We start from the raw sequence: 22026 nt of genomic DNA on the forward strand, positions 1-22026 counted from the left end.
AGAAAAAGCCTGCGGCCAATGGACCAGCAAGGCATGAGAGAGGATGCAGACACGATGGGCGATTTATCGCGCAAGAATGTGATGCTTATCATCACCCAGGATACCAAACAGGAAGAAGCCCGTTTTGTACGCGAGCATCTTGAAGGCGCCGGGGTCAATGTCGTGCATCTCGACCCCAGCGTGCGGCGCGATGTCGGCGGGGCGGAGATCGGCCCGAATGCGGTGGCAGCGGCGGCCGGATCGACCATTGCCGACATTCTGGCGCTGGGCCATGAAGGCCAGATCCACGAAATGATGATCGCAGGTTCGATCCGCGCTGCGCATGAATTTGCCGCGCATACGCCGATCCATGGCATCCTGTCGGTGGGCGGCTCGATGGGGACCGCGCTGGCGGGCGCGCTGATGCAGAGCTTTCCCTATGGCCTGCCCAAACTGATCGTTTCGACCATGGCATCGGGTTTCACCAAGCCCTATATGGGCGTGCGCGACATTGCCATGATGAACGCCGTGACCGACATCGCCGGGATCAACACGATCAGCCGCGATGTCTATCGCAACGCCGCGCTGGCCATGGCGGGCATGGCCAAGGGCTATGATGGCCTGCCCGTTTCCGGGCGGCCGCTGGTGCTGATGACCACGCTTGGCACCACTGAGCCGACCACCCGCGCGATCCGGCAGGCACTGGAAAGCGATGGCTGCGAGGTCATGGTGTTCCACTCCTCGGGCGTGGGCGGGCCGACGCTGGACGCGATTGCTGCCGAGCGCGATGTGGCGCTGGTGCTGGATCTGTCGGTGACGGAGATCATCGACCATATGTTTGGCGGTCTTGCCGATGGCGGACCCGTGCGCGGTACGGTGGGCATGGCGCGCGGCATTCCCACGATCTGGGCGCCGGGCAATGCCGATTTCATCATCGGCGGCCCGATTGATGCCGCGCAGGCGCAATTCCCCGGCAAGCGTTACCACAAGCACAACCCGCATCTGACCGCCGTGCGCACCGATCTGGCCGATCTGGAACGGATTGGCGACAGGCTGGCCGCGATGATGGGCGAGGCCAAGGGGCCGGTGGCCTTCTTCACCCCGCTGGGCGGTTTTTCCAGCCATGACAGCGCGCAAGGCCACCTATACGATCCCAGCCTGCCCCCGCCCTTTGCCGAACATATGCGCAAGGCCATGCCCCAGAACGCGCAGTTCCACGCCATCGGCGCCCATTTCAACGATCCCTCCTTTGCGCAGGCGATCATTGCCCATGCCCGAAGCCTGCTGGGCCAACCGGCCATGGTGGCGGCATGAGCGGGCCCTTTCTCAGCCCGGAGGATGTCGGCGATATTGTCGCCATCCTTGACGGCAGCGATTACAGCGAACTCGACATTGCCACAGCGCGCTTTCGCCTGAAGGTGCGGCGCGATGGGGATGGCGGCGGATGGTCGCAGGAATGGCAATGGGCCGCACAGCACGCGCCCACCCAGACCGCCAGCACCGCCGCTCCCGATACGCCGGAAGGCCTTGTCGCCATCTGCGCCCCCTTGCCCGGCACGTTTTATCGCGCCCCCGCGCCCGGCGCTGCGCCCTTTGTTGAGGTGGGCAGTCAGGTGCAGCCCGACACGGTGGTGGGCATTGTCGAAACGATGAAGCTGATGAACCCGGTCCATGCCGGGGCGGCCGGCGAGGTGGTCGCATTTGTGGCGGGCAATGCCGAAGCGATCGGCCATGGCGCCGCGCTGATCCACATCCGGCCTGCCGCCTAAAAGGAAAAACCATGATCCGAAGGCTGTTTATCGCCAATCGCGGCGAGATCGCCCTGCGCGTTGCGCGCACGGCCCAAAGACTGGGCATGACCGCCATCCTTGGCGCTTCGCAGGGCGATGCGGCCAGCCTGCCCGCCATGCTGGCCGACGAGGTGGCGCTGGTTGGCCCCGCTCCTTCGGCGCAAAGCTATCTGGATGTGGACGCGGTGATCGCGGCGGCCATTGCCGCGCGGGCCGATGCCATTCACCCCGGCTATGGCTTTCTGTCGGAAAACGCCCGGTTTGCGAAGGCCGCAGCCGATGCTGGCATCATCTTTGTCGGCCCGGACATCTCCAGCCTTGAGGCGATGGGCGACAAACTGATGGCCCGCGCCGTAGGGCAAGCCGCCGGATTGCCGGTCGTGCCGGGCGGAGAGGCAGCAACACCGGAAGAAGCCCTGACCCGCGCCCGTGAAACCGGCTTTCCGGTTTTGCTGAAGGCCGTCGCAGGCGGCGGGGGCAAAGGCATGAAACGGGTGGAGCGCGAGGAAGAGCTGATCCCGATGATCGCCATGGCCATGGCCGAGGCGCAGGCTTCATTTGGCGACCCGCGCGTCTATGTCGAACGCTTCATCGCCAGCGGCCGCCATGTCGAGGTGCAGGTGCTGGGCGATGGCGAGGCTGCGATCCATCTGGGCACGCGCGATTGTTCGATCCAGCGGCGATTTCAAAAGCTGGTTGAGGAAGCGCCCGCCCCGATGCTGCCTAATGCCACGCGCAGCGGGCTGGAACAGGCCGCCGTGGCGCTGGCCAAGAGCCTGCATTATAAGGGCGCGGGCACGGTGGAATTTCTGGTCGACGCCAAAACGGGCGATTTCTACTTCCTTGAAATGAACGCGCGCATTCAGGTCGAGCATCCCGTGACCGAGGCGATCACCGGCGTCGATTTGGTCGAGCAGCAATTGCTGGTCGCGGGCGGCGCACGGCTCAGCATGGATCAGGACGCCATCCGCGCGCGCGGCCACGCGATAGAGGTGCGCATCAATGCCGAAGACCCCGAGGCCGATTTCCGCCCCTCCCCCGGCACGGTGACGCGCGCGGCGTGGCCCGCAGGCCCCGGCATCCGCGTGGACAGCCATATCGCCAGCGGCGGCATGATCCCGCCCTATTACGACTCGCTGATGGGCAAGCTGATCGTCTGGGGCGAGGATCGCCACGCCGCCGTGGCGCGGCTCGCCTGCGCGCTCAACACGCTGAGCATCGAAGGCGTGGCCAGCACCGCCCCGCTCCACCGCCGCATTGCCGCCGATCCGCGCTTTGTCGCGGGCGGGGTCGACACGCGCTTTCTAGAAGGGCTTTGAATTATGGCCGAAATTTCGCTCGTCGATGTCTCGATCCGCGATGGCAATCAATCCCTGTGGGGCGCTACCGGGCTGAACACGGCCCAGATCCTGAACATTGCCGGAGCGATGGACCGGGTAGGTTTCAGCGCAATCGACTTCACCTCCTCGACCACCATGGCCGTAGCGGTGCGCTATTTCCGCAATGATCCGTGGGAACGCATCCGCCGGATGCATGCGGCCATGCCCAACACGCCGCTGCAATTCATCACCACAGGCCTGCGCTTTATTGCATGGCAACAGGCCGATCCCGATTTCATGGCGCTGGCCTATCGCCATCTGCAAAGGGCGGGGATCGGCAAATTCATCATCCTTGATCCGATGCATGACGCCGATGCGGTGATCGAGGCGGCGCGATTGGTCAAACGCGAAGGCGGGGCGCAGGTGATGGGGGCGCTGACCTTCACGCTCTCGGCCATCCATACCGATCAGTTCTATGCCGATTTCGCCCGCAGGCTGGCGACCTGCCCCGATATTGACTGCTTCTATCTCAAAGACCCCGGCGGGTTGATGAGCCCCGAAAGGGTGCGCAGCCTTGCGCCGCTTGTCAAGGCTGCCATCGGTAATAAGCCGTTGGAAATCCATGCCCATTGCACCATCGGCTATGGCGGATTGACCAGCCTTGCCGCCGCTGATCTGGGCATTATCGACGCGGTGCATGTGGGCATCGGTCCGCTGGGCGATGGCTCATCCCTGCCCGAAGCGGGGCGGATGCTGGCCAATCTGCGCGCGGCAGGCCATACAGTCCGCGCCGATGAGGCGATGCTGGCCAAGGTCTCGGATTATTGGTGGCGGCTCGCCCGCGCGCAGGGGCTGCCGGTGGGCACGCCGCAGAGCTTCGACGCCAGTTTCCTGCGCCACCAGATCGCGGGCGGGGTGATGACCACCACGCGGCGCCAATTGGCCGAACTGGGGCTGGAGCATCGCTTTGATGAGGTGGTGCTGGAAACCGAGCGGGTGCGCGCCGAACTGGGCTATCCGATCATGGTCACGCCATTTCCGCAAATGGTGATGAGTCAGGCGCTGTATAATGTCATCGGCGCGCGGCGTTATGCGCAGGTGTCGGATGAAATCCTGCGCTATGTCATGGGCAAATTCGGCCGCCCGACCAGCCCGCTCGACCCGGCGGTGGAGGCCGCGATCCTCGACCGCCCCCGCGCCGCCGAAATCGCCGCCGAGCCGCCCTTTCCAACGCTGGCCGAATTGCGCCGCAAATGGGGACATGCCATGCCCGATGAAGAGTTTCTGCTGCGCGCGGTAATGCCATCGGATCAGATTGACGCGATGATCGCGGCCGGGCCATCGCCCGCGCATTACAACCCCGATGCCGCGGCGATTATGCGGTTGCTCAAGGAATTGGCCGCCCGCCCCGCCGCGCGCGACATTGTGATCGAGAGTGGCTCTACCCGCCTTGCCCTGCATGGAGGCGCGCATGTTGCCGGATGATATGGCCGAGAAAATCGCCCGCGCGCGCGGTTTCATCTTCGACATGGACGGCACCATCGCCTTGGGCAATGCGGCCAGCGGCCAGCACGAAGCCCTGCCCGGCGCGGTGGATTTGCTGGCGGCACTGCGGCGGCGCGGCACGCCCTTTCGCGTGTTCACCAATGGCACCGCCAAGCCGCCCGCCGCCTATGCCAAGGGCCTGCGCGCCGCCGGGTTCGATCTGGCCGATGAGGAGATGATGACCCCATCGACCAGCGCGGCGATCTGGCTGGAGCAACAAGGCCTGCGCCGGGTGCGGATGCTGGGCGATTCCGGAACGGAGGTGCCGCTGGTCGAGCGCGGGATTGAGGTGATCGGGCCATCGGACAAGGCGCAGGTGGACGCGGTTTATACCTGCTGGTTTCGCGGCTTTACCTTTCCCGATCTGGAGGCCGCCTGCCAAAGTGTGTGGGACGGCGCGCGCCTGACCACGGCCAGCCATGTGCCCTTTTTCGCCACGGCCACGGGGCGCGGCATCGGGTCCAGCTTTGCCATCAACCAGATGATCGCCTCGCTGACCGGCAAGCGGGCGCGGGTGCTGGGCAAGCCTTCGCGGGTGGCGCTGGATGTGGCCATGGCTGCGATGGGCCTGCCGCGCGGTGCGGCGGCGCAGATGGTGGTGGTGGGCGATGATCCGGCGCTGGAAATGGCAATGGCAAGGAAAGCGGGCGCCATCGGCATCGGCATGACCACCGGATTGATGCAGCCCGAAACGATCCATGCTCTGCCCCTCGGCCAGCAGCCCCATGCCGTGATCGACCAATTGAGCCTGATCACACAGGCCCTGTCGGGCTAGGGCGGATCGCTGCGCCGGAACGATGTGATCCGTTGTTCGTTTCAGGAAACAGCGGATTTTGCGGGAAGGCCATGACGAATTTTCTCAAGACCTTTGCGAAAGCCACCCGTCTGGCGCGTAAAGCCCGTCCTTTTGCCTTTGCCGAAACCATCCGCCGGGCGCTTGTCCCCGCCCGCCCGGCAAAACCCAAACGCCCCCGCCAGTCGTCGGCCTCATCCATGCCGCGTCCATCTGCGGGCAGTTTCGTAAACGGCGAATTTAAGTCCCGCCACGGAACCCTCGCCTATAAGCTCTACACGCCGGTGGGGTCGACACGTCGTCGCATGCCGCTGGTGGTCATGCTGCATGGATGCGCCCAGACCGCCGCCGATTTCGCGACCGGCACCGATATGAACCGGCTGGCCGACGAACTTGGTTTTCTCGTACTCTATCCGCAACAAAGCCAGAGCGCCAATCTGGCCCGCTGCTGGAACTGGCACGCGCCCGAGCATCAGTTGCGGGGGCGCGGCGAACCGGCGTTGATCGCGGGCCTGACCCGCCATGCCATTGCTCTGGCCCTCGCAAATCCTTCGCGCGTCTATGTCGCCGGGCTTTCGGCCGGGGCGGCGGCGGCGGCGATCATGGGGGCGGCCTATCCCGATATTTTCGTGGCGGTGGGCGTTCATTCCGGCGTCGCTTTGGGTCAGGCCAACTCGCTGGCTTCGGCCATGGCCGCCATGCGCGGCAAAGGTACGGCCAAACCGGCGGAGAAAACTCGCCGCCCTCTGCCCATGATCGTTTTTCAAGGTGATCGCGACCGGGTTGTTCATCCCTCCAATGCCGCCGAATTTCTCGCCGGTCTGGAAAATTCACGGCCCGGCCCGCTCGTATCGCAAAGCTTTTCCGGCCGATCGGCCAAAGGGCGCGATTTCACCCGCAAGGTTTACAAATCCTCCGGCGGGGATGTCCTGCTGGAAGTCTGGACCATTCACGGCAGCGGGCATGGATGGTCGGGCGGCCATGCGGCGGGGTCTTATACGGACCCCGCCGGGCCGGAGGCTTCGCGCGAAATGCTTCGCTTCTTTCTTTCGCGAAAACGAAGCACCCGACTATTGCGCGCGGCTCACCCCGCCGCATAACGCGGTGCAACATCCCGGCGCGAGAGATGGGGCACCAGCGCCAGTCGTGTTCTGGTCAGCGCCTCCCATCCCGCTTCATCGGCCAGCGGCGGAATGGTCACCGTTTCGCCACGGTCCAGTCCAATCAGCGCGGCATCGACCAAATCACCGGCATCCATCACCATTTCGGGTGGGAAGCCATCCACGTCCGTGCCCGAACGGGCCCAGATCTCGGTGCGCGTGGCGCCGGGCAAAACCACCTGCACATGCACCCCGCTAGGGCCCAGTTCCGCAGAGAGATTTTGCGACAGGTTCAGGATAAAGGCCTTGGTGCCGCTGTAGACCCCTTCGAACATTTCAGGCGCCAGAGCCAAAACCGAGGCAATATTGACGATGGCCCCGCTGCCCTGTTCCGAAAAGCGCAAAGCCGCCGCGCGGGCCAGCAAAGCAGGCGCGGTGATGTTGAGCGCAATCAGCCTTTCGACATCGCCCTGCGCGCTCGTACTCAGCGTGCCGGATAAAGCCATGCCCGCATTGTTGATCAGCAGGCCAAGGCCGGGCGCCTGTGCAATGCGCTGGGCCACCTTGGCCACTTGCGTCGCATCGGTCAGATCGGCAGGCAGCACCTCGACGCTGCAGCCCGTCTGGCCGCGCAGCCTTTCGGCCAGCGCATTCATCCGCGCCGCATCGCGCGCCACAAGGATCAGATCATGGCCGCGCCGGGCCAGTTTCTCGGCATAGACCGCGCCGATGCCGCTGGAAGCGCCCGTGATCAGCGCAGTGGAATTGGGAATGACGGACATCGGAATATCTCCTTGATCGGGGGGTAAGGGTCAGTTTGAAACGGCAACAGAAGCGGTAACGGAAAGGCCGGGGCGCAACACCTGCGCGCCCTTCTGGCCGGGATCGATGCGGATGCGCACGGGCACGCGCTGAACGATCCTGGTGAAATTGCCCGTCCCCGGCTCAAACGGCAGCAGGGCAAAGGTCGAGGCCGATCCGGGCGCGAGACTGTCGACCACGCCGCTTATCGTGCCCCCGCCCAGCGCATCGACATGGACCTGCGCGCGCTGGCCGGGGCGCATATGGCGCGTCTGGGTTTCCTTGAAATTGGCGGTGACATAAAGCGCGTCCATCGGCACCAGCGTGAGCGCCCGCGTGCCCGGCTGGACATAATCGCCCACGCGCAACTGGCGACTGGCCACCACGCCGTCGATGGGAGCAGCCACGGTCGTGTGCCCCAGATCCTGCGCGGCAAGATCCAGCGCGGCGCGCGCCCTCGCCTCACCCGCCTCGGCGCGGGCAAGAGCGGCGACCAGATCGGCGCGGCGGGCCTGCACAACAGCGCTCTGTCGGCGCGCCACGGCAAGATCGGCCTGCGAACGGGCCAGCGCCTGTCCGCCGGCAACCGCACCGGTGCGATAGGCTTCGGCATCGCGCGCCGCCACCGCCCCGGTGGCCAGCAAGGCCTGATAGCGCGCGGCGTCGGCAGAGGCATGATCCGCATTGGCCGATGCCGCACGAATGACGGTGGCCGCAGCGGCGATCTGGGCCTGGGCCAGCGCTTCTTCGGCCCCTTGCCGGGTCAGGGCAGCACGGGCAGCTGCAACGGCTCCGCGCGCATCGGCAAGGTCGGCCTGCGCGGCGGCGCGGCGGGCGGCATATTCTTCCGGGTCGATCCGCAGCAACGGCTGCCCCGCACGCACGGGTTGATTTTCACGCACCGGCACCGCCGCCACGATACCCTTGATGCGCGGCGCCACATTGGTGGCATCAGCCCCCACATAGGCATCGTCGGTGGACTGGCTCGGCGGTTCGGCCAGTATCCACAGCCCGCCCAATACCCCCACAGTCAATGCGACACCCGCGGCAAGAGCCGCGCGGGGCACACGGCGCCGGATGGGCGCGGGGGCCTCCTGCAAAGCGGTATCGGCAGTGCGCTGGAGCATCGGAAAAGCCTCTTGTTGAAATGACGACTATCATATATATGATGATCATCATTTCAACAAGAGGCAAAACGCGACCATGATCTCGCCAGCCGTCACCGCCCTGTCGCAGGACTGGTCCGCCGACCCCACCGCCATGCCCACGCGCCGCAAGTTCCTGATTTTCGGGCTGATGGCCTTTGGACAATTCCTTGCCCTGTTCGACATCCAGATCGTCTCGGCGTCCCAGCGCGAGGTTGCCGCAGGTCTTGCCGCCGGGGCTGATGAGGTAAGCTGGGTGCAGACTGCCTATCTGATGGCCGAACTGGTGATGATTCCCCTGTCGGGCTTCCTTGCCCGCGCCCTGTCGACCCGCTGGCTCTTTGTGGCCTCCTGCACCATGTTCACACTCTCCAGCCTGTTGTGCGGCCTGTCATGGTCGATCGGCTCCATGGTGGCCTTTCGCGCGCTTCAGGGCTTTACCGGGGGCGCGATGGTGCCGCTGGTGTTTGCGGTGGGCTTCACCCTCTTTTCGGGCAAGCAGCGCGCGCTGATCCCCGCCATCCTCGGCACGGTCAGCGTGCTGGCGCCGGCGCTGGGGCCTTCGGCGGGGGGTTATATCACCGATGCGCTCAACTGGCGGTGGCTGTTCTTTGTCAATGTCCTGCCCGGCATGGCGATCGCCGTCCTTTGCACGCTGCTGCTGCGCATCGACCGTGCAGAGCCTGCTCTGCTCAGGCGGATCGACTGGGCGCATCTGGTGGCCATGGCGGTGTTTCTGGCCGGTCTTGAATATGTGCTGGAGGAAGGGCCGCGTCATGACTGGCTGGGCGATCAGACCATCGCGCTGGCGGCATGGGCCTCGGCGGTGGGCTTTGTGCTGTTTATCGAACGGGCCTTCTTTTCGGCACTGCCCGTGGTTTCGCTGCGGCCTTTTCGGCGCCCCACCTTTGCCTTTGCCTCGGTCTTCAATCTGGTGATCGGCTTTGGCATGTATGCCTCGATCTCGCTGATTCCGGTCTATCTGGCACAGGTGCGCGGCTATAATGCGCTGCAGATCGGCCAGACGATCTTTGTCGTGGGCGTGGCGCAACTGGGTTCGACCGCCATCGCCGCCGCGTTGTCCCAGCGGGTAGACATGCGTTACATGATCACCGTGGGCCTCTCGCTCTTTGCCGCCAGCCTTTGGCTGACCTCTGGCATGAATGCCCAGTGGGGGTTTTGGGAATTGCTGGCGCCCCAGGTGCTGCGCGGTTTTGCGCTGATGCTGTGCATCGTGCCTTCGGTCAATATGGCGCTGGCGGGTGTGCCGCCTCAGGATCTGGGGGCGGCCTCGGGCCTGTTCAACCTGATGCGCAATCTGGGCGGGGCCATCGGCATCGCCGTGGTCAACAGCTGGCTTCAGGACAACACCCGCATCGCGGCCGCGCGCCTGTCCGAGGCGATGGGCCACCATGCCCGTCCGGTGCTGGATGCCACAGTCCGGCTGACCGGCCACATGGCCGCGGCCAACCCCGATCCCGCCAATGCCTTGTTGCAGGCGCAGGCCGCCATGGGCCGCACGGTCATGCGTGAGGCGCTGGCCATGGGATTTGACGATGTGTTCCGGGTGATGGCCTTCATGTTCATCGCCGCGCTGGCGCTGGTGCCATTTTGCCGCCCGGCCGGCGCGCCTCCACCCCCCGATGCCGCCCATTGAAGGAGAGTGACGATGCGATTGATTACCCTTTCGGCGCTGGCATTGAGCGCATCAACGCCCGCATTGGCACAGGAACCCTGGTGGCAAGCCTTTCACGACCCTCTGCTCAACGCCGCCGAAGAACGGGCGCTGGACAGCAATCTCACGCTGGAGGTCGCCGCCGCGCGGGTGGAACAGGCGCGTGCGCTTGCCCGGCGGGCAGGCGCAGCGCTGCTGCCCGCCGTCAGCCTGTCAGCCTCAGCCGAAGAGACCCGCCAGTCGCTGCATTCGCCGCTGGGTTCAGCCTCGCGGACCATTGGCCTGCCGCGCGATTATCAACTCTATCAGGCAGGCGTCGGCGCGCAGTGGGAGATCGACCTGTTTGGCGGCCTTTCGGCGGGCAGACGGGCAGCAGCATCGGGCGCGGCGGCCACACTGGCCGATGAACAGGCTGCGCGGCTCTCGGTGACGTCCGATGTTGCCGATGCTTATCTCCACCTGCGGGCGCTTCAACAAAGGCTGGCGCTGGCGCAGGAACAGGCTGATCTGCGCGGACAACTGGCTGTGCTGGTAAACCAGCGTACCGGTCAGGGACTGGCCAGCCGGTTCGACGCCAACCGGGCGCAGGCCGCCCATGCCGCCGCACTGGCTGCTATGCCTGCGCTGCGCCAAGCCATCGCGGTCGATCTTGACCGGCTGGGCGTGTTGACAGGCGACCGGACATGGCCCGAGCGGCTGCGCTCGCCCGCTCCCCTGCCCTCCGGTTTTACCCCTTCGCCGGAGGCCGATCCTGCCGCCCTGATGCGCCGCCGTCCCGATCTGGCCGCCGCCGAGGCGCGCGCGGCCGGGGCCGAAGCTCGCATCGCCATGGTCAAAGCTGATTATTATCCACATCTCTCACTGAGCGGACTGGTGGGTTTGGCCACGGTGGGCGGCTTCTCGCTGGCGTCGAGCGATTCGGTGATGGCGGGCGGCGGGGCGGCACTGCGCTGGCGATTGTTCGATTTCGGCCGACTGGATGCGGAAATGGCCGCCGCGCGCGGGGGCCGCCGTGAGGCTCTGGCCCAGTGGCGCCAGGCCGCGCTGATGGCAGGCGCCGAGGTCGGCGATGCGATGGCCGCGCTGGATGAAGGCGCGCACGCAGTTGCGGCACTGGGGCGCGAGGTCGACCTTCTGACCCGCGCCCGCGATCAGGCCCGCGATGCCTATGCTCAGGGCGCCGTCTCGCTGATCGATGTGCTGGATGCCGACCGCAACCTGCTGGATGCCAGCGACCGGCTGACGCAGGCGCGCGAAACGCTTGCACGGGCCAGTGTTGCGGCAGTACGGGCGATGGGCGGCGGATTTGAAACCGCACAGGAGACGACGCATCATGGCTGACAAGAGCAACCACAAAGCCAAGGTGCGCGAGCGCATTCTGGACGAGGCCGCGGCGGCTCTGCGCGCGGCGGGCACCGAGGGGCTGAGCGTCGCGGGTTTGATGAAACGCGCCGGGCTTACTCATGGCGGTTTCTATGCCCATTTCGAAAATCGCGATGATCTGGTGGCCCATGCCATCGGCCGAATGTTTCAGGACAGCGCGAGCATGCTGGCGCGGTTCGTGGGCGAGAAACCCAATCTTGACGGGCTGGTGGACCATTACCTGTCCGAACAGGCCATGCGCCGCCATGATCGCGGATGTCCGCTGCCCTGGCTGGCGGGCGAGGCGCCGCGCATGCCGCCTGCCGCCAGAGAGCGATTTCAGCAAGGCATTGGCGCGATGACGGGGGCCATTGCCGCCGCGCTGGAAAAGCAGGGCAAAGACCCCGGCCGGGCCGCCCACCTGGCCTCTTCTGCGGTGGCCGAAATGGTGGGGGCCCTGGCCCTGGCGCGGGCGCTGGGCGATGGGGATCAGGCGTTGGCAACACTGGCCGCCGCGCGGGCGTCGGTAAAAGATCGCCTCTCGGCCTGAAGGCGTTTACCTGATCGCCCGCCATCCTTCGACGTGCCCCTGCGTGGCGTCGATGCGCAAAAGGTCGCCGCTGCGGATGATCGCCAACGGATCGCGGTCGAAATCGGTGAGCGTGGGAACCCGCAGCACGACCGCGCCCAGCGCTGCCTTGGTGGTCATCACATTGAACAGCATTGCCAGCGGCGCGGTCCCGGCAAGGCGAGTCATGTGGAATATGCTGGACCAGCCCGAAGACCCCTTGGCGCCGGGGAACACCAGCACCTTGCCTGCGAAACTGACGCCGTTCAATTCGTGCCGGCTCTCGATGATCGTGCCGGTCATCGGGCTGACCCCGCCCCAGCCCGAGATCGTGTCATGCGTGACCAGCGCCTCGCCCTCGACGCAGCCGGGCACGACGCAGCGCCCGTGGATGATGTAATCGGGGGTCTGGCCCCTCGCCTTCGCCATGGCCGCCCCGCTCATGCCAGCCTCCCGCGCCATTTGCCGCTGCAGGCCGCATCGATGCAATCGGCGGTTGTACCGTACCACCCCTCGATCCCCATCATCGCAGGCAGGTAATGCACCTGCTTGGCGCTGTCGAGCGCGGCCACGCGGGTGCCCTTGGGCACGGCCTGAGAGATCGCGGAACAGGTGTCGGTCATCAGCAAAGCCCCCGCCTTGCGCAAGGTTTCGGTATGGCCATTGGCATCGGCCAGCGCCTTGACCGAGCGGCTGGTGAAAATCCATAATTCAGCATTGGTATGGACCTTGCGCCCCTCGATCAGGCGGGCGGCATGGGCGATCTGTTCAATCGAATAATGCGGACAGCCCAGCATCACGTAATCGACATCCTCGCATTGGCCCACGCTGTTGAGCGTTTCATAGGTCCGCCTGCGCGCGGCCGCGTCATAGCGGAATGTCTCGCCGCGCCGCGCGCCGCCAAAGGCGGCCTCCACGCTGGGCGCCTCAGGCGTGATCCCGACCATGTGATACATTTCCACCCCGCCCGACGAGGCCGCCGCCGCGCCGAAATGCTTGTGCCGGATCAGCGATGGCGCGGCGATGGCGCCCTCGATCACGGGGATCGTGTCCTGCACCGCCCCGCCCACAAAATAACCCAGCATACCCCATTCGAACACTTCATCGACCGGCACGGCGACATCCACGCTGTGCTGCCCCTTGCGATATTCGTCGCGGTGAAAGCCCCAGTTGGGGATGCGCCGCGCCAGCATCGCCGCGCTGGTGGATTCGCGGCCTTCGCAATTTGTCCGCCCGCCGATCACCGAATTGCAGAAGATCACCGCGCTCGATTCCATCCACGCGCAATGTTCGCCCATCACCGGCACATTGCCCGCCAGATAGGGCGTGCAGGTCTTGAGCAACTGGATGCCATGCTCGGCCACCTGCTGTTCATCGGACCGGAAATTGTCGAAGGCCGCCTCGCTCATCCCCTGTTCGCGCCACAGCATCGGGTCCATGCCTCCTTGCAGATGGCAACTGAAGGCGTTCATGCGCGGAATATCGACCACCTCATCGGCATCAAGGTCAAAGCGCGAAAAGACCGCGCGATAATCGCCGCCATCGGCCGCGTAATATTGCTTGATCCATGGCGGGGCCGAACCGGGCACGCCCGCCACATTGTTCGTCTCGACAAAATCCTCCGCGCCCAGCGCATCGGCGTAGCGGATCAGCAATTCCATCGCCTTCTGCACCGCCGCGCCATCTTCGCCCGCCAGCATGGCTTCTTCCCGGCCTGTCAGTTTTGCCACAGCGCATCCTCCTGTAATTTCCATAGTGTCGCGCCGGAGGCCGGATCGCCCGCCCCTAACGCATCTGGCCCAGCCGCTTGAGGATCTGGCTCAGCACCTCATAGGTCACGGCCAGCCTCTCGGGATCGATGTCCTCCAGTATTTCACCGCGCAGATCATTGGTGATCGCCATGATCTCCTTGATCGCCAGCCTGCCCGCAGGGGTGATGCGGTTGACCGTCACGCGGCGGTCCTGCGCGCTCTGTTCGCGGTCGATCAGGCCGTCCCGCGCCAGGGAATCGAGCATCCGCACCATCGTCGGCCCCTCGACGTTAATCATGCGGGCCAGCTCGCTCTGGGTCAGATCGGCGCCGGAATAGGCGACATGGAACAGCGTCTCCCACCGCGCCATCGTCTGGTTGAGCGGTTTGATCCGCTCATTGGCCACCTTGCGCCACAGCCGCGCGGCCACCACCAGCGAGCGGGTGATGCGGAAATGCCTGTCGCTCGACTGGTCGCCGCTCGACCGGCGATAGTTCATCAGGTGCCGGTCCGCATCATCAGGCGAAAAGTTGGTGAGACGCACCGGCTTGGGCTGGGCGACCTTGGGCGGGGCCGCCTTGGGGCCACGTTTTCGCGCGCTGCGCCCGCTCTGCACCTCCTCGCCCTTGTGCTGATCCGCCTGGTTCCCGTCGCCGTTCTGCTCATCTGTCATGTCCCGATCCATGCCCGAGGCCGGATCGGAAGTATAGCCGGCAGGCCGCACGGGAGGGGGCTTTGCCATCGCCGCCTCAATCCAGATCAATCAGCACGGCGCCGGTCGACATCGGCTGAACATCGCGGCGATAAACCCCCAGCCAACCCGAGGCGGGCACGGCAAAGGCATTGCCCGGCCCCGGACGGCGGGCCAGTTCCTCGGCCGGGATCATCACATCCATCCGCCGCGCGGCCACATCGATCTCGATGGGATCGCCATCGCGCAGCCGCCCGATAGGGCCGCCCACCGCTGCCTCAGGCGCCACCTCGGCAATGGTCAGCCCTTTCAGGCACAGGCCCGACAATTGTCCATCGGTGACAAAGGCCACATCCTTGGCCAGCCCCGCCGCATCAATCGCGAACAGCACCAGCGAGGCCCCCCCGCCCATCGCCGGGCCGCCCTTCAAACCCTGCCCGCGCAGGACCAGTACGTCGCCCTTGCGCAATTGCCCCTCAGCAATGGCCTGCATCGCGCTGGCCGTATCCTCGAACACGCGGGCTGTGCCGGTGAAGGCCTCGGGCCGCGAACCATCGCGGATGCCCAGTTTCACCACCGCGCTTTCGGGCGCGAGTGATCCCTTGAGGATAGCGATGGAAGGCCCCTGCGAAATCGGCCGGTCGAGCGGGCGAATGATTTCCGCATCCTCCACCCCGGCATCGGCCAGATCATCGCCCATCGTCCGGCCCGAGGCAACCAGCACATCGCGGTCGAGCAGGCTTTCAAGCTGTTTGAGCATCGCGCGCGCGCCGCCCGCATCCTCGAACCCTTCGATCCGCACCGGGCCATTGGGGCGCACGGCGGACAGGACGGGCACCTTGCGGCCCATCTCCTCCCAGATCGCGAAAAGGTCGATGTCCAGCTCGCCCTCGACGGCGGTGGCCTGAAGATGCTTGATCGCATTGATCGAGCCGGACACTGCCAGCACCATCGCCGCCGCATTGCGAAACGCGCCCGGCGTCATGATCCGGCGCGGGGTCAATCCTTCATGCACCATATCGACAATGCGCGCGCCCGCCGCGCTGGCGGCCTCGAACATCTTGCCGCTGTTGGCGCGCACCGGGGCCGATCCGGCGATGCACATGCCCAGCGCCTCGACCACGCAATGCATGGTGTTGGCCGTGGCCATTCCGGCGCAAACACCGGGGCCGCGAATGGCCTGTTTGGCCACTTCATCAATCGGATGCTTGCCCGGCTTGCCCAGTTTCTCGCTCACCCCGCCAGAGAACAGGTCCTCGATATCGACCGGATCGCCGTCGATCTCGCCCGAGGCCTGATAACCGCCAATGACCAGCAGGGTGGGAATATCCAGCCGCATCGCCGCCATCAGATGGCCCGGCGGCGTCTTGTCGCAACTGGTCAGGCACACCATGCCGTCGAGCATCGCGGCCTCGACCTGCGCCTCGATATCATTGGTCACCAGATCGCGCGCGGCCAGAATATAGCTGCCCTGTCGCCCGGCGCCGGTGATGAAATCAGAAGGCGCGGTGGTGCGCACCTCGAAAGGCACGCCGCCCGCCGCGCGGATCGCATCCTTGACCACCCGCGCCACGCCATCGAGATGGGCAAAGCAGACGGCCAGTTCGGACGAGGAATTGACCACCGCGATCTTGGGCTTGAGCAGATCCTCCTCGCTCAGCCCCAGCGCGAGCCAATGCGCGCGGCGGACGGGGGAATTGGCGGCAAGGCTGCGCAGGGGAGCGGGATGGGACATGGGATGACCTTTCACGAAGCGGGAACAGGAAGGGGAGCATGAACGCCATCGCCGCGCCGCCGCACCGTGGCGGCAATGCCCAGCGCGCAAAGCGCCAGCACGATGGGGCAGATGGCCAGAATAGCGAAACTCTTGACGATGGGCAGGCCCGAGCTGAGCACCCAGCCGCCGATCAGCGGTCCGGCGATCCCGCCGATTTTTGCAATGGATGTGGCCCAGCCCGCCCCATTCGCACGGATCGCGGTGGCGTAGTAAATGCCCGCGATGGACAGGATACCGAAATGCGCGCCGCCCACCAGACTGGTTGATAGCACCGAGAGGATCAGGAACGCACCACGCCCCACCGGCGCCAGACCGATCAGCAGCAAAGCGGGCGCAGCAAGGGCCGGAAAGAAGGCCACCGCCAGCGCGCCCTTGCGGTCAGTATAGCGCATCAGCGCCAACCCCAGCACCGCGCCCAGCATCCCCGAAAAAGAGGAGACATAGGCAGCCGTGGCGCGTGGGAAATGCAAGTCCTCATAGACGATCGGGCCCCAGTTGGCCTTGAAATAGACCGCCAGCGTGCTGGCGATATAGCCGAGCCAGAGCAGCGGGGTGATCCAGCGCAGATCGCCTTCGAACAATTGCGGCAGGGTAAAATGGCGCGGCGCCTTCGCCTCATCACCCAGCACGAAACGGTCGTCAGGGTGGGCGCCGAGCGAGGGATCGAGGGCATTGAGCGTGGCGGCCAGACGCTGCGGATTGCCCCCGCGCGCCACCAGAAAGCGCACCGATTCCGGCAGCCATGCAAACAGCCCCGCCGCAATCACCAGCGTGGCCGCACCGCCGCAAAGAAACACCGCCTGCCAGCCATAAGCGGGCGCCAGCCAGACCGTGACCGGCCCCGCCATGGCTGTGCCAAGGCTATAGCCCATCATGATGACCGTCACGACCGTCGCGCGCAGGCGCAGAGGCACATATTCGATGTTGAGCGCCCAAGCGAGCGGCAGCATCCCGCCAATCGCGCAGCCATCGAGAAAGCGCAGCAGCAGCAGCGCTTCATAACTATGCGCCATCGCCGTGGCCGCCGTCAGCAGGCCAAAGGCGGTGGCCGCCAGCGTGATCGTCAGCCGACGGCCATAGCGGTCGCCGATATAGGCCAGCACGAAACCGCCCACCATCATGCCAAACAGGCCCGAGGAAAACACGTTGCCTAACATCGGCTTGGACAGGCCCAGTTCGTCGCGCATATAGGGCGCGGTGAAGCTGATCATCATCATGTCGAACCCGTCGAAAACGGTGATCAGCCATGACAGGACGATCAGCCGGTAATTGAACGGGCCAAGGCCGCGCCGGTCAATTATCCGGGCAACGTCGATGGTTCTGGGTGCCTGACTCACGGGTGTTCCTCTCTCGGTGGGGTTGGCCTTTGCGGCGCTTATCCCTCTAGGTTTGCGGCGATTTTCCTGCGCAATTGCCCCATGTCAATCTGATGCACGCTGCCCGATCCGGCCAGGGTCAGCGCATGGGCGGCGGCGGCCCCCATCGCCATGCATGGCCCCATCACCCGCACCGAGGAAAGCGCGGCGGAATCGGCATCGATGCACCGCCCCACCGCCAGCAGATTATCCGCCCCCGCCACCGTCAGCGAACCCAGCGGGATCGTGTGAACATGATCCTCGGGGAAGACCTCCCAGACATAGCCTTCGCGGTTGTGATGCTGTTCAAGCGGCCACGAACAGCGCGCGATGGCATCATCAAAGCGCGTGGCGTCGCGCACCTCCTGCGTGGTCAGGTGATGCGTGCCCACGATCCAGCGCGTCTGGCGCACGCCGGGCAGGCCATAGGCGCGCACCTTCGCCTTGCCGAAAGCGTCCGGGAATTCATGGCGCAGGAACACCAGCGTGCGGTCGGCCTGCTCCTTGCCGTCGATCTGCTTTTCAGCGGCCTCGAACGGGTCGAGCGGGGTTTCGATATGCGTCATGTTGACCATGGCGATGTCGGTTCCGGGGAAAGTCGCGGCAAAGCCGTCGCGGCGCATCATGCCGTAATGCTCGCCGCGCTCGGCGATGCGCTTGGCCATCGTGTCCCAGTCGGGTTTGTGAGCATCGTCGATGCCTTCGACGATCAGCATTTGCGAGCCGTAGATCTGGCCATTACCATGCACGCGGCAATCGAACCCGGCCTGCCATGTCAGCGCCGCGTCGCCCGATGCGTCGATGAAGCCATTGGCAGTGATGCGCACGTCGCCATGGCGCGTGGCCACATCAATCGAACGCACCCGCCGCCCGTCCAGATTGACCTTGCGGATGATCGCCCCGGTCAACGGGCGCACCCCCGCCTTGATCACCGCCTTTTCCACCCAGCGGCCCAGCGCGACCTCATTATACATGACCACCTTCATCACCCCGCCCTGGATGATATGGGCATCGCCCTGGGCGGTCAGTTCGGCGATGATCTCATCGGCGATGCCATGGGTGAGCTGGCGCCCGTTCAGCCCCGGCGCATAGAGGCCGCAGAACATGCCGATGATCGAATTGACCGCCTGACCGCCCAGCGTGGGCAGGCCATCGACCAGAATGACCCGGTTGCCCGCGCGGGCCGCCTCGATGGCGGCAGAGATGCCCGAGGCGCCGGAACCCACGACGCAGATGTCGCATTCCTGCTCGATGACGGGGGGCGCATCGCGGCGCGATACAATACGGGTTTCCGGGTCGAAGGGGCGATCAAGCATGAGCAATATCCGTTGATGGAAGGAAGAAAAGGGATCAGAAACTGGTCCGTACACCGGCCTTGAAATACTGGCCGACCGGGTTGAACAGGACGTTGTTGCCCGAACCGTTGGCGCCGGGAAAATTGGGCGGATCGGCATCGAAGACATTGTCGACGCCGACATAGAAGTCGAACTTGCGCCCTTCCCCAGCCTTCACCTTGAAGGTGGCCATCAGATCGACATAGGTGCGCGAGGGCACGCTGTTGGTGTTCGAACTGGTGGCCGAGGCGATCGAATAGCCGCTCTGATGGGGGCCGACGAAGGCGGAGTTGTAAAAGCCCGCGTTGATCCAGCGCACATGGGTGGAAAAGCTCATCCGCTCGCCCAAATCGAGGGTGAGCATGCCATCGACTGTCCAGTCCGGGATGCCCGGCGGCGTCCCCGCGCGCAGGCCCGTCTGGCCTGCGCGCTCGGTCGGCCCGATGGCGTCGACGGTGATCAGGTTCATCACATTGCTGGCCAGCACGCGCGCGGTCAGCGCATTGTCGCGCCCCAAAGGCTGGCGATAGGACGTCTCGATATCAATGCCGCGCACGATCAGCTTGTTAACATTCTGCTGTGTGTCGGTGATATTCGTGATGATGCCCGAACTGTCGCGCGCCACCAGCGAGCAGCTGAGCGGATCGCCCTGAGAGCAGCGGGTGACGATGTTCTGCTGGCCCAGCGTGCTGATCGCATCCTTGATCTGGATATTGTAATAATCGACCGAGGCGCGGAACCGGCGCGCAAAGCCTGTTCTGGGTTGCAGCACCATGCCCACGGTGAACGTATCGGCCTTTTCAGGCTGAAGATTGGGGTTCGAGCCGGAGGTGATGGGCGCCACGGTCTGTATGCCGCCGCGCGCCGGGTCGGTCAGGATGCCCTGACTCTGGGTGGTGGGGCCGAAGAGCTCCGAAACATTGGGCGCGCGGATGTCGCGGGATTTCGTGACCCGGAACCGAATGAAATCGACCGGCGCCCAGACGGCGCCCATTTTCCATGTCGTCACGCCCAGCGAACTGGAGGCGAAGAAATCGCTCGACCGATTATACTGCGTACGGCGGATCGCACCGTTAAAACTCAGCTCGCTGATGAAGGGCAGATCGCGCAGGACCGGCGCTTCCAATTCGCCATAACCTTCGAGCACCCCGATCCGGCCCGAAATGAGCGAGCCGCCGCCGGTGAAAAACTGATTGGTCTGCGAGAGCGCGTCGGTGCCGCCCTTCACGCTGTCATGGCGATATTCCGCGCCAAAGGCCACGCCCAGCGGCCCGCCCGGCAAGGAGAACAGCGAGCCGGTGATATTGGCCGCCACGACATGTTCGGTGGTGACGTTGGTCTGATAGCCATTGGCCGTGACATAGGCCTTGGCCGCGGCAAAATTGGGCCCGTTGGCATAGCCAAAGGGGTTGAGCGCCACGCAGGCCGGATCGTCATTGGCGGTGCTGGCATCGGCATTGACGCGGCAAGTGGGCGTGCCATTCACCGAAACCGCATCAATGGCCTTGAGCAGCCGCGAGGTGACCGTACCCCCGGTCAGATCGCTGCGGAAACTGTTGCGGCCGAACTGGTAATAAGCGTCCGCCTTCCATCCGCCGCCCAGTTGATACGTGGCCTGAAGCACCGAGCGGATGACATCGTTGCGCACCCGCAATTGCCCCGGCCCGATATCGTCAAAGCCCTTGCCCAGCGTAAAGCTGGTCAGTCCGCTGTTGGCAAGGATGGTGGGAATGTCGAGCGTGGGATCGCTCGATCGCGGTAGGAAGGGATTGTCCGAACGGATCGTGAGCGCCGTGTTGCGATAGGCGACCGCCCGGTGATAGCCCTCGCCATGGCCGTAATTGGCGGTCCATTCCACCGTCAGCGCCGGGGTCACATCCCAGTTGAGATGCATCATCGCATTATAGCGCGTGGTGGGCGAAACGATGGGAAAGTCGAAATAAACGTTCTGTCCCGGCCCGTCGCTTTCGCCGCCCACCTGATAGAGCGAATTGGCCATCGAGCCGAACTGAAAGCGGCGCGGTGTGCCGTCGCGGTTGAAGGTAATGCCGTCAATGGCGCGCAAAACGGGCAGCAGATTGCCCGTATAGGCCGAGGATGGTGGCGTGGTGACGCCATTATACGAGGCTGTCCAGGGATGGACATTGGACAGGATATTGTTGGCGGGCATATTCGAAATGCCCGGATTGCGGCCCCAGTTGATCAGGCCATTGGCGCACCAGTCGCGCACCCGGCACGCCTCGACGCCGGTGTTCTTCTCATATTCGCCGCCGATCACCAGATGGGCATTGCTGCCAAGATTCCATCCGCCCGCGCCGCCGATCTGGGTGGTGCGATTGTCGCCATATTTGGAAATCCCGGCCTGCATATTCATGCGATAACCGGTCAGCTTCTTGTCGATCAGCAGATTGACCACGCCCGACACCGCGTCCGATCCATAGACCGCCGAGGCGCCGCCCGTGACCACTTCGGCCCTTTGCAGCAGGATCGAGGGGATCATATTGGTATCAACCGTCGCCTGCGTGGTGGAGGGCACAAAACGCTTGCCATCGACCAGCGTGAGCGTGCGCACCGAGCCAAGCCCACGCAGATCGAGAATGCGCCCGCCAATATAGCCCGCCGCTGCCGACAGGCCGGTTGAGGCGGGTGTCTGGGTCGAGCGGAAGGCGGGCAGTTCGTTGAGCGCATCGCCAATATTGGCCGCGCCCCGTTCGGCCATGCGCTGGGTGTTCAGCACCGAGACCGGCGTTGGCGCGTCAAAGCCGGTGGCAATGCGCGAGCCGGTGACGACGATGGGTTGGGCGGGTTCTGCGGCCTGCGGCGGGTTGGTTGCCGCTTGTTGCGCATAGGCCGCGTTCGACGCGCAGGCTAAAGCTAAAACCGATACGATCCTGCCATAAGGCAGGCCGCCTTTCGCCTTCCTCATACCTCTTCCTTTATGTTTTTTTGGATTCGTTGAGCGCAAGCTACTAATTTTATTTTTAGGTAGCAAGATACTTTTTATCTGATGAAAGTTTTCCAGATTTTTAAAGTAATGTATT

At 64.8% G+C, this 22026-nt stretch carries 18 protein-coding genes; 9 read left to right on the top strand and 9 right to left on the bottom strand.

The window, feature by feature from the left end; translation table 11 throughout:
• The first annotated feature begins 33 nt into the window (after positions 1–33).
• The 6 genes from GGR38_RS17675 to GGR38_RS17700 all read left to right on the top strand — a co-directional run bounded on the left by GGR38_RS17675 (position 34) and on the right by GGR38_RS17700 (position 6526).
• Positions 34–1293: a Tm-1-like ATP-binding domain-containing protein gene (locus GGR38_RS17675; RefSeq protein WP_246404903.1), complete on the top strand. Its 1260-nt coding sequence runs from the start codon at positions 34–36 to the stop codon at positions 1291–1293.
• A complete protein-coding gene (locus GGR38_RS17680) occupies positions 1290–1748 on the top strand; it encodes an acetyl-CoA carboxylase biotin carboxyl carrier protein (RefSeq protein WP_183627481.1) in 459 nt (152 codons plus the stop codon). The genes GGR38_RS17675 and GGR38_RS17680 overlap by 4 nt, the downstream gene beginning before the upstream one ends.
• Positions 1749–1759: 11 nt before the next feature.
• Positions 1760–3088 carry an acetyl-CoA carboxylase biotin carboxylase subunit gene (locus GGR38_RS17685; RefSeq protein WP_183627482.1) on the top strand — a complete coding sequence of 443 codons (1329 nt, stop codon included), beginning with the start codon at positions 1760–1762 and terminating at the stop codon, positions 3086–3088.
• Between the two features lie 3 nt (positions 3089–3091).
• Positions 3092–4573, top strand: a complete 1482-nt coding sequence (locus GGR38_RS17690; protein WP_183627483.1) for a biotin carboxyl carrier protein — start codon at positions 3092–3094, stop codon at positions 4571–4573.
• The gene (locus GGR38_RS17695; RefSeq protein WP_183627484.1) at positions 4560–5408 is read left to right on the top strand and encodes an HAD-IIA family hydrolase; all 849 of its coding nucleotides are present in this window, start codon (positions 4560–4562) and stop codon (positions 5406–5408) included. The genes GGR38_RS17690 and GGR38_RS17695 overlap by 14 nt, the downstream gene beginning before the upstream one ends.
• Before the next feature lie 71 nt (positions 5409–5479).
• Positions 5480–6526: an extracellular catalytic domain type 1 short-chain-length polyhydroxyalkanoate depolymerase gene (locus GGR38_RS17700; RefSeq protein ID WP_183627485.1), complete on the top strand. Its 1047-nt coding sequence runs from the start codon at positions 5480–5482 to the stop codon at positions 6524–6526.
• Here the strand turns inward: GGR38_RS17700 and GGR38_RS17705 are convergent.
• On the bottom strand, positions 6511–7308 hold the full coding sequence (locus GGR38_RS17705; protein WP_183627486.1) for an SDR family NAD(P)-dependent oxidoreductase: 798 nt from the start codon (positions 7306–7308) through the stop codon (positions 6511–6513). The genes GGR38_RS17700 and GGR38_RS17705 overlap by 16 nt on opposite strands.
• Positions 7309–7338: 30 nt before the next feature.
• Entirely contained in the window at positions 7339–8454 is a 1116-nt protein-coding gene (locus tag GGR38_RS17710) for an HlyD family secretion protein (RefSeq protein WP_183627487.1), read from the bottom strand.
• A gap of 76 nt (positions 8455–8530) precedes the next feature.
• Between GGR38_RS17710 and GGR38_RS17715 the strand changes: the two genes are divergently transcribed.
• Genes GGR38_RS17715 through GGR38_RS17725 form a run of 3 tightly spaced genes read left to right on the top strand, consistent with a single transcriptional unit; the run spans position 8531 to position 12059 of the window.
• Positions 8531–10129, top strand: coding sequence for a DHA2 family efflux MFS transporter permease subunit (locus GGR38_RS17715; RefSeq protein WP_183627488.1), 1599 nt, complete (start codon positions 8531–8533; stop codon positions 10127–10129).
• Positions 10130–10141: 12 nt separating this feature from the next.
• Positions 10142–11488: an efflux transporter outer membrane subunit gene (locus GGR38_RS17720; RefSeq protein ID WP_183627489.1), complete on the top strand. Its 1347-nt coding sequence runs from the start codon at positions 10142–10144 to the stop codon at positions 11486–11488.
• Positions 11481–12059, top strand: a complete 579-nt coding sequence (locus GGR38_RS17725; protein WP_183627490.1) for a TetR/AcrR family transcriptional regulator — start codon at positions 11481–11483, stop codon at positions 12057–12059. The genes GGR38_RS17720 and GGR38_RS17725 overlap by 8 nt, the downstream gene beginning before the upstream one ends.
• A gap of 6 nt (positions 12060–12065) precedes the next feature.
• On the opposite strand, the gene GGR38_RS17730 is transcribed toward GGR38_RS17725, so the two are convergent.
• Genes GGR38_RS17730 through GGR38_RS17760 form a run of 7 tightly spaced genes read right to left on the bottom strand, consistent with a single transcriptional unit; the run spans position 12066 to position 21911 of the window.
• Positions 12066–12521 (bottom strand): aconitase X swivel domain-containing protein, encoded by a 456-nt coding sequence (locus tag GGR38_RS17730; RefSeq protein WP_246404916.1) that lies wholly within the window; start codon positions 12519–12521, stop codon positions 12066–12068.
• Positions 12518–13807 carry an aconitase X gene (locus tag GGR38_RS17735; RefSeq protein WP_343059159.1) on the bottom strand — a complete coding sequence of 430 codons (1290 nt, stop codon included), beginning with the start codon at positions 13805–13807 and terminating at the stop codon, positions 12518–12520. Before GGR38_RS17735 ends, GGR38_RS17730 begins: the two co-directional genes overlap by 4 nt.
• Before the next feature lie 55 nt (positions 13808–13862).
• A complete protein-coding gene (locus GGR38_RS17740; protein WP_183627492.1) occupies positions 13863–14570 on the bottom strand; it encodes a MarR family winged helix-turn-helix transcriptional regulator in 708 nt (235 codons plus the stop codon).
• A gap of 7 nt (positions 14571–14577) precedes the next feature.
• Positions 14578–16254 (bottom strand): dihydroxy-acid dehydratase, encoded by a 1677-nt coding sequence (locus GGR38_RS17745; protein WP_183627493.1) that lies wholly within the window; start codon positions 16252–16254, stop codon positions 14578–14580.
• A gap of 11 nt (positions 16255–16265) precedes the next feature.
• Positions 16266–17633 carry an MFS transporter gene (locus GGR38_RS17750; protein WP_183627494.1) on the bottom strand — a complete coding sequence of 456 codons (1368 nt, stop codon included), beginning with the start codon at positions 17631–17633 and terminating at the stop codon, positions 16266–16268.
• A gap of 38 nt (positions 17634–17671) precedes the next feature.
• The gene (locus GGR38_RS17755) at positions 17672–18967 is read right to left on the bottom strand and encodes an FAD-dependent oxidoreductase (RefSeq protein WP_183627495.1); all 1296 of its coding nucleotides are present in this window, start codon (positions 18965–18967) and stop codon (positions 17672–17674) included.
• Positions 18968–19001: 34 nt separating this feature from the next.
• A complete protein-coding gene (locus GGR38_RS17760) occupies positions 19002–21911 on the bottom strand; it encodes a TonB-dependent receptor domain-containing protein (protein ID WP_183627496.1) in 2910 nt (969 codons plus the stop codon).
• Between the last annotated feature and the right edge of the window lie 115 nt (positions 21912–22026).

Source organism: Novosphingobium sediminicola (genome assembly GCF_014196525.1).
Taxonomy (GTDB): Bacteria; Pseudomonadota; Alphaproteobacteria; order Sphingomonadales; family Sphingomonadaceae; genus Novosphingobium; species Novosphingobium sediminicola.

Excerpts from the sequence above, each read along its gene's own strand:
- GGR38_RS17675 (WP_246404903.1), top strand. The coding sequence starts at position 34 with ATGAGAGAGGATGCAGACACGATGGGCGATTTATCGCGCAAGAATGTG.
- GGR38_RS17680 (WP_183627481.1), top strand. The coding sequence starts at position 1,290 with ATGAGCGGGCCCTTTCTCAGCCCGGAGGATGTCGGCGATATTGTCGCC.
- GGR38_RS17685 (WP_183627482.1), top strand. The coding sequence starts at position 1,760 with ATGATCCGAAGGCTGTTTATCGCCAATCGCGGCGAGATCGCCCTGCGC.
- GGR38_RS17690 (WP_183627483.1), top strand. The coding sequence starts at position 3,092 with ATGGCCGAAATTTCGCTCGTCGATGTCTCGATCCGCGATGGCAATCAA.
- GGR38_RS17695 (WP_183627484.1), top strand. The coding sequence starts at position 4,560 with ATGTTGCCGGATGATATGGCCGAGAAAATCGCCCGCGCGCGCGGTTTC.
- GGR38_RS17700 (WP_183627485.1), top strand. The coding sequence starts at position 5,480 with ATGACGAATTTTCTCAAGACCTTTGCGAAAGCCACCCGTCTGGCGCGT.
- GGR38_RS17705 (WP_183627486.1), bottom strand. The coding sequence starts at position 7,308 with ATGTCCGTCATTCCCAATTCCACTGCGCTGATCACGGGCGCTTCCAGC.
- GGR38_RS17710 (WP_183627487.1), bottom strand. The coding sequence starts at position 8,454 with ATGCTCCAGCGCACTGCCGATACCGCTTTGCAGGAGGCCCCCGCGCCC.
- GGR38_RS17715 (WP_183627488.1), top strand. The coding sequence starts at position 8,531 with ATGATCTCGCCAGCCGTCACCGCCCTGTCGCAGGACTGGTCCGCCGAC.
- GGR38_RS17720 (WP_183627489.1), top strand. The coding sequence starts at position 10,142 with ATGCGATTGATTACCCTTTCGGCGCTGGCATTGAGCGCATCAACGCCC.
- GGR38_RS17725 (WP_183627490.1), top strand. The coding sequence starts at position 11,481 with ATGGCTGACAAGAGCAACCACAAAGCCAAGGTGCGCGAGCGCATTCTG.
- GGR38_RS17730 (WP_246404916.1), bottom strand. The coding sequence starts at position 12,521 with ATGAGCGGGGCGGCCATGGCGAAGGCGAGGGGCCAGACCCCCGATTAC.
- GGR38_RS17740 (WP_183627492.1), bottom strand. The coding sequence starts at position 14,570 with ATGGCAAAGCCCCCTCCCGTGCGGCCTGCCGGCTATACTTCCGATCCG.
- GGR38_RS17745 (WP_183627493.1), bottom strand. The coding sequence starts at position 16,254 with ATGTCCCATCCCGCTCCCCTGCGCAGCCTTGCCGCCAATTCCCCCGTC.
- GGR38_RS17755 (WP_183627495.1), bottom strand. The coding sequence starts at position 18,967 with ATGCTTGATCGCCCCTTCGACCCGGAAACCCGTATTGTATCGCGCCGC.
- GGR38_RS17760 (WP_183627496.1), bottom strand. The coding sequence starts at position 21,911 with ATGAGGAAGGCGAAAGGCGGCCTGCCTTATGGCAGGATCGTATCGGTT.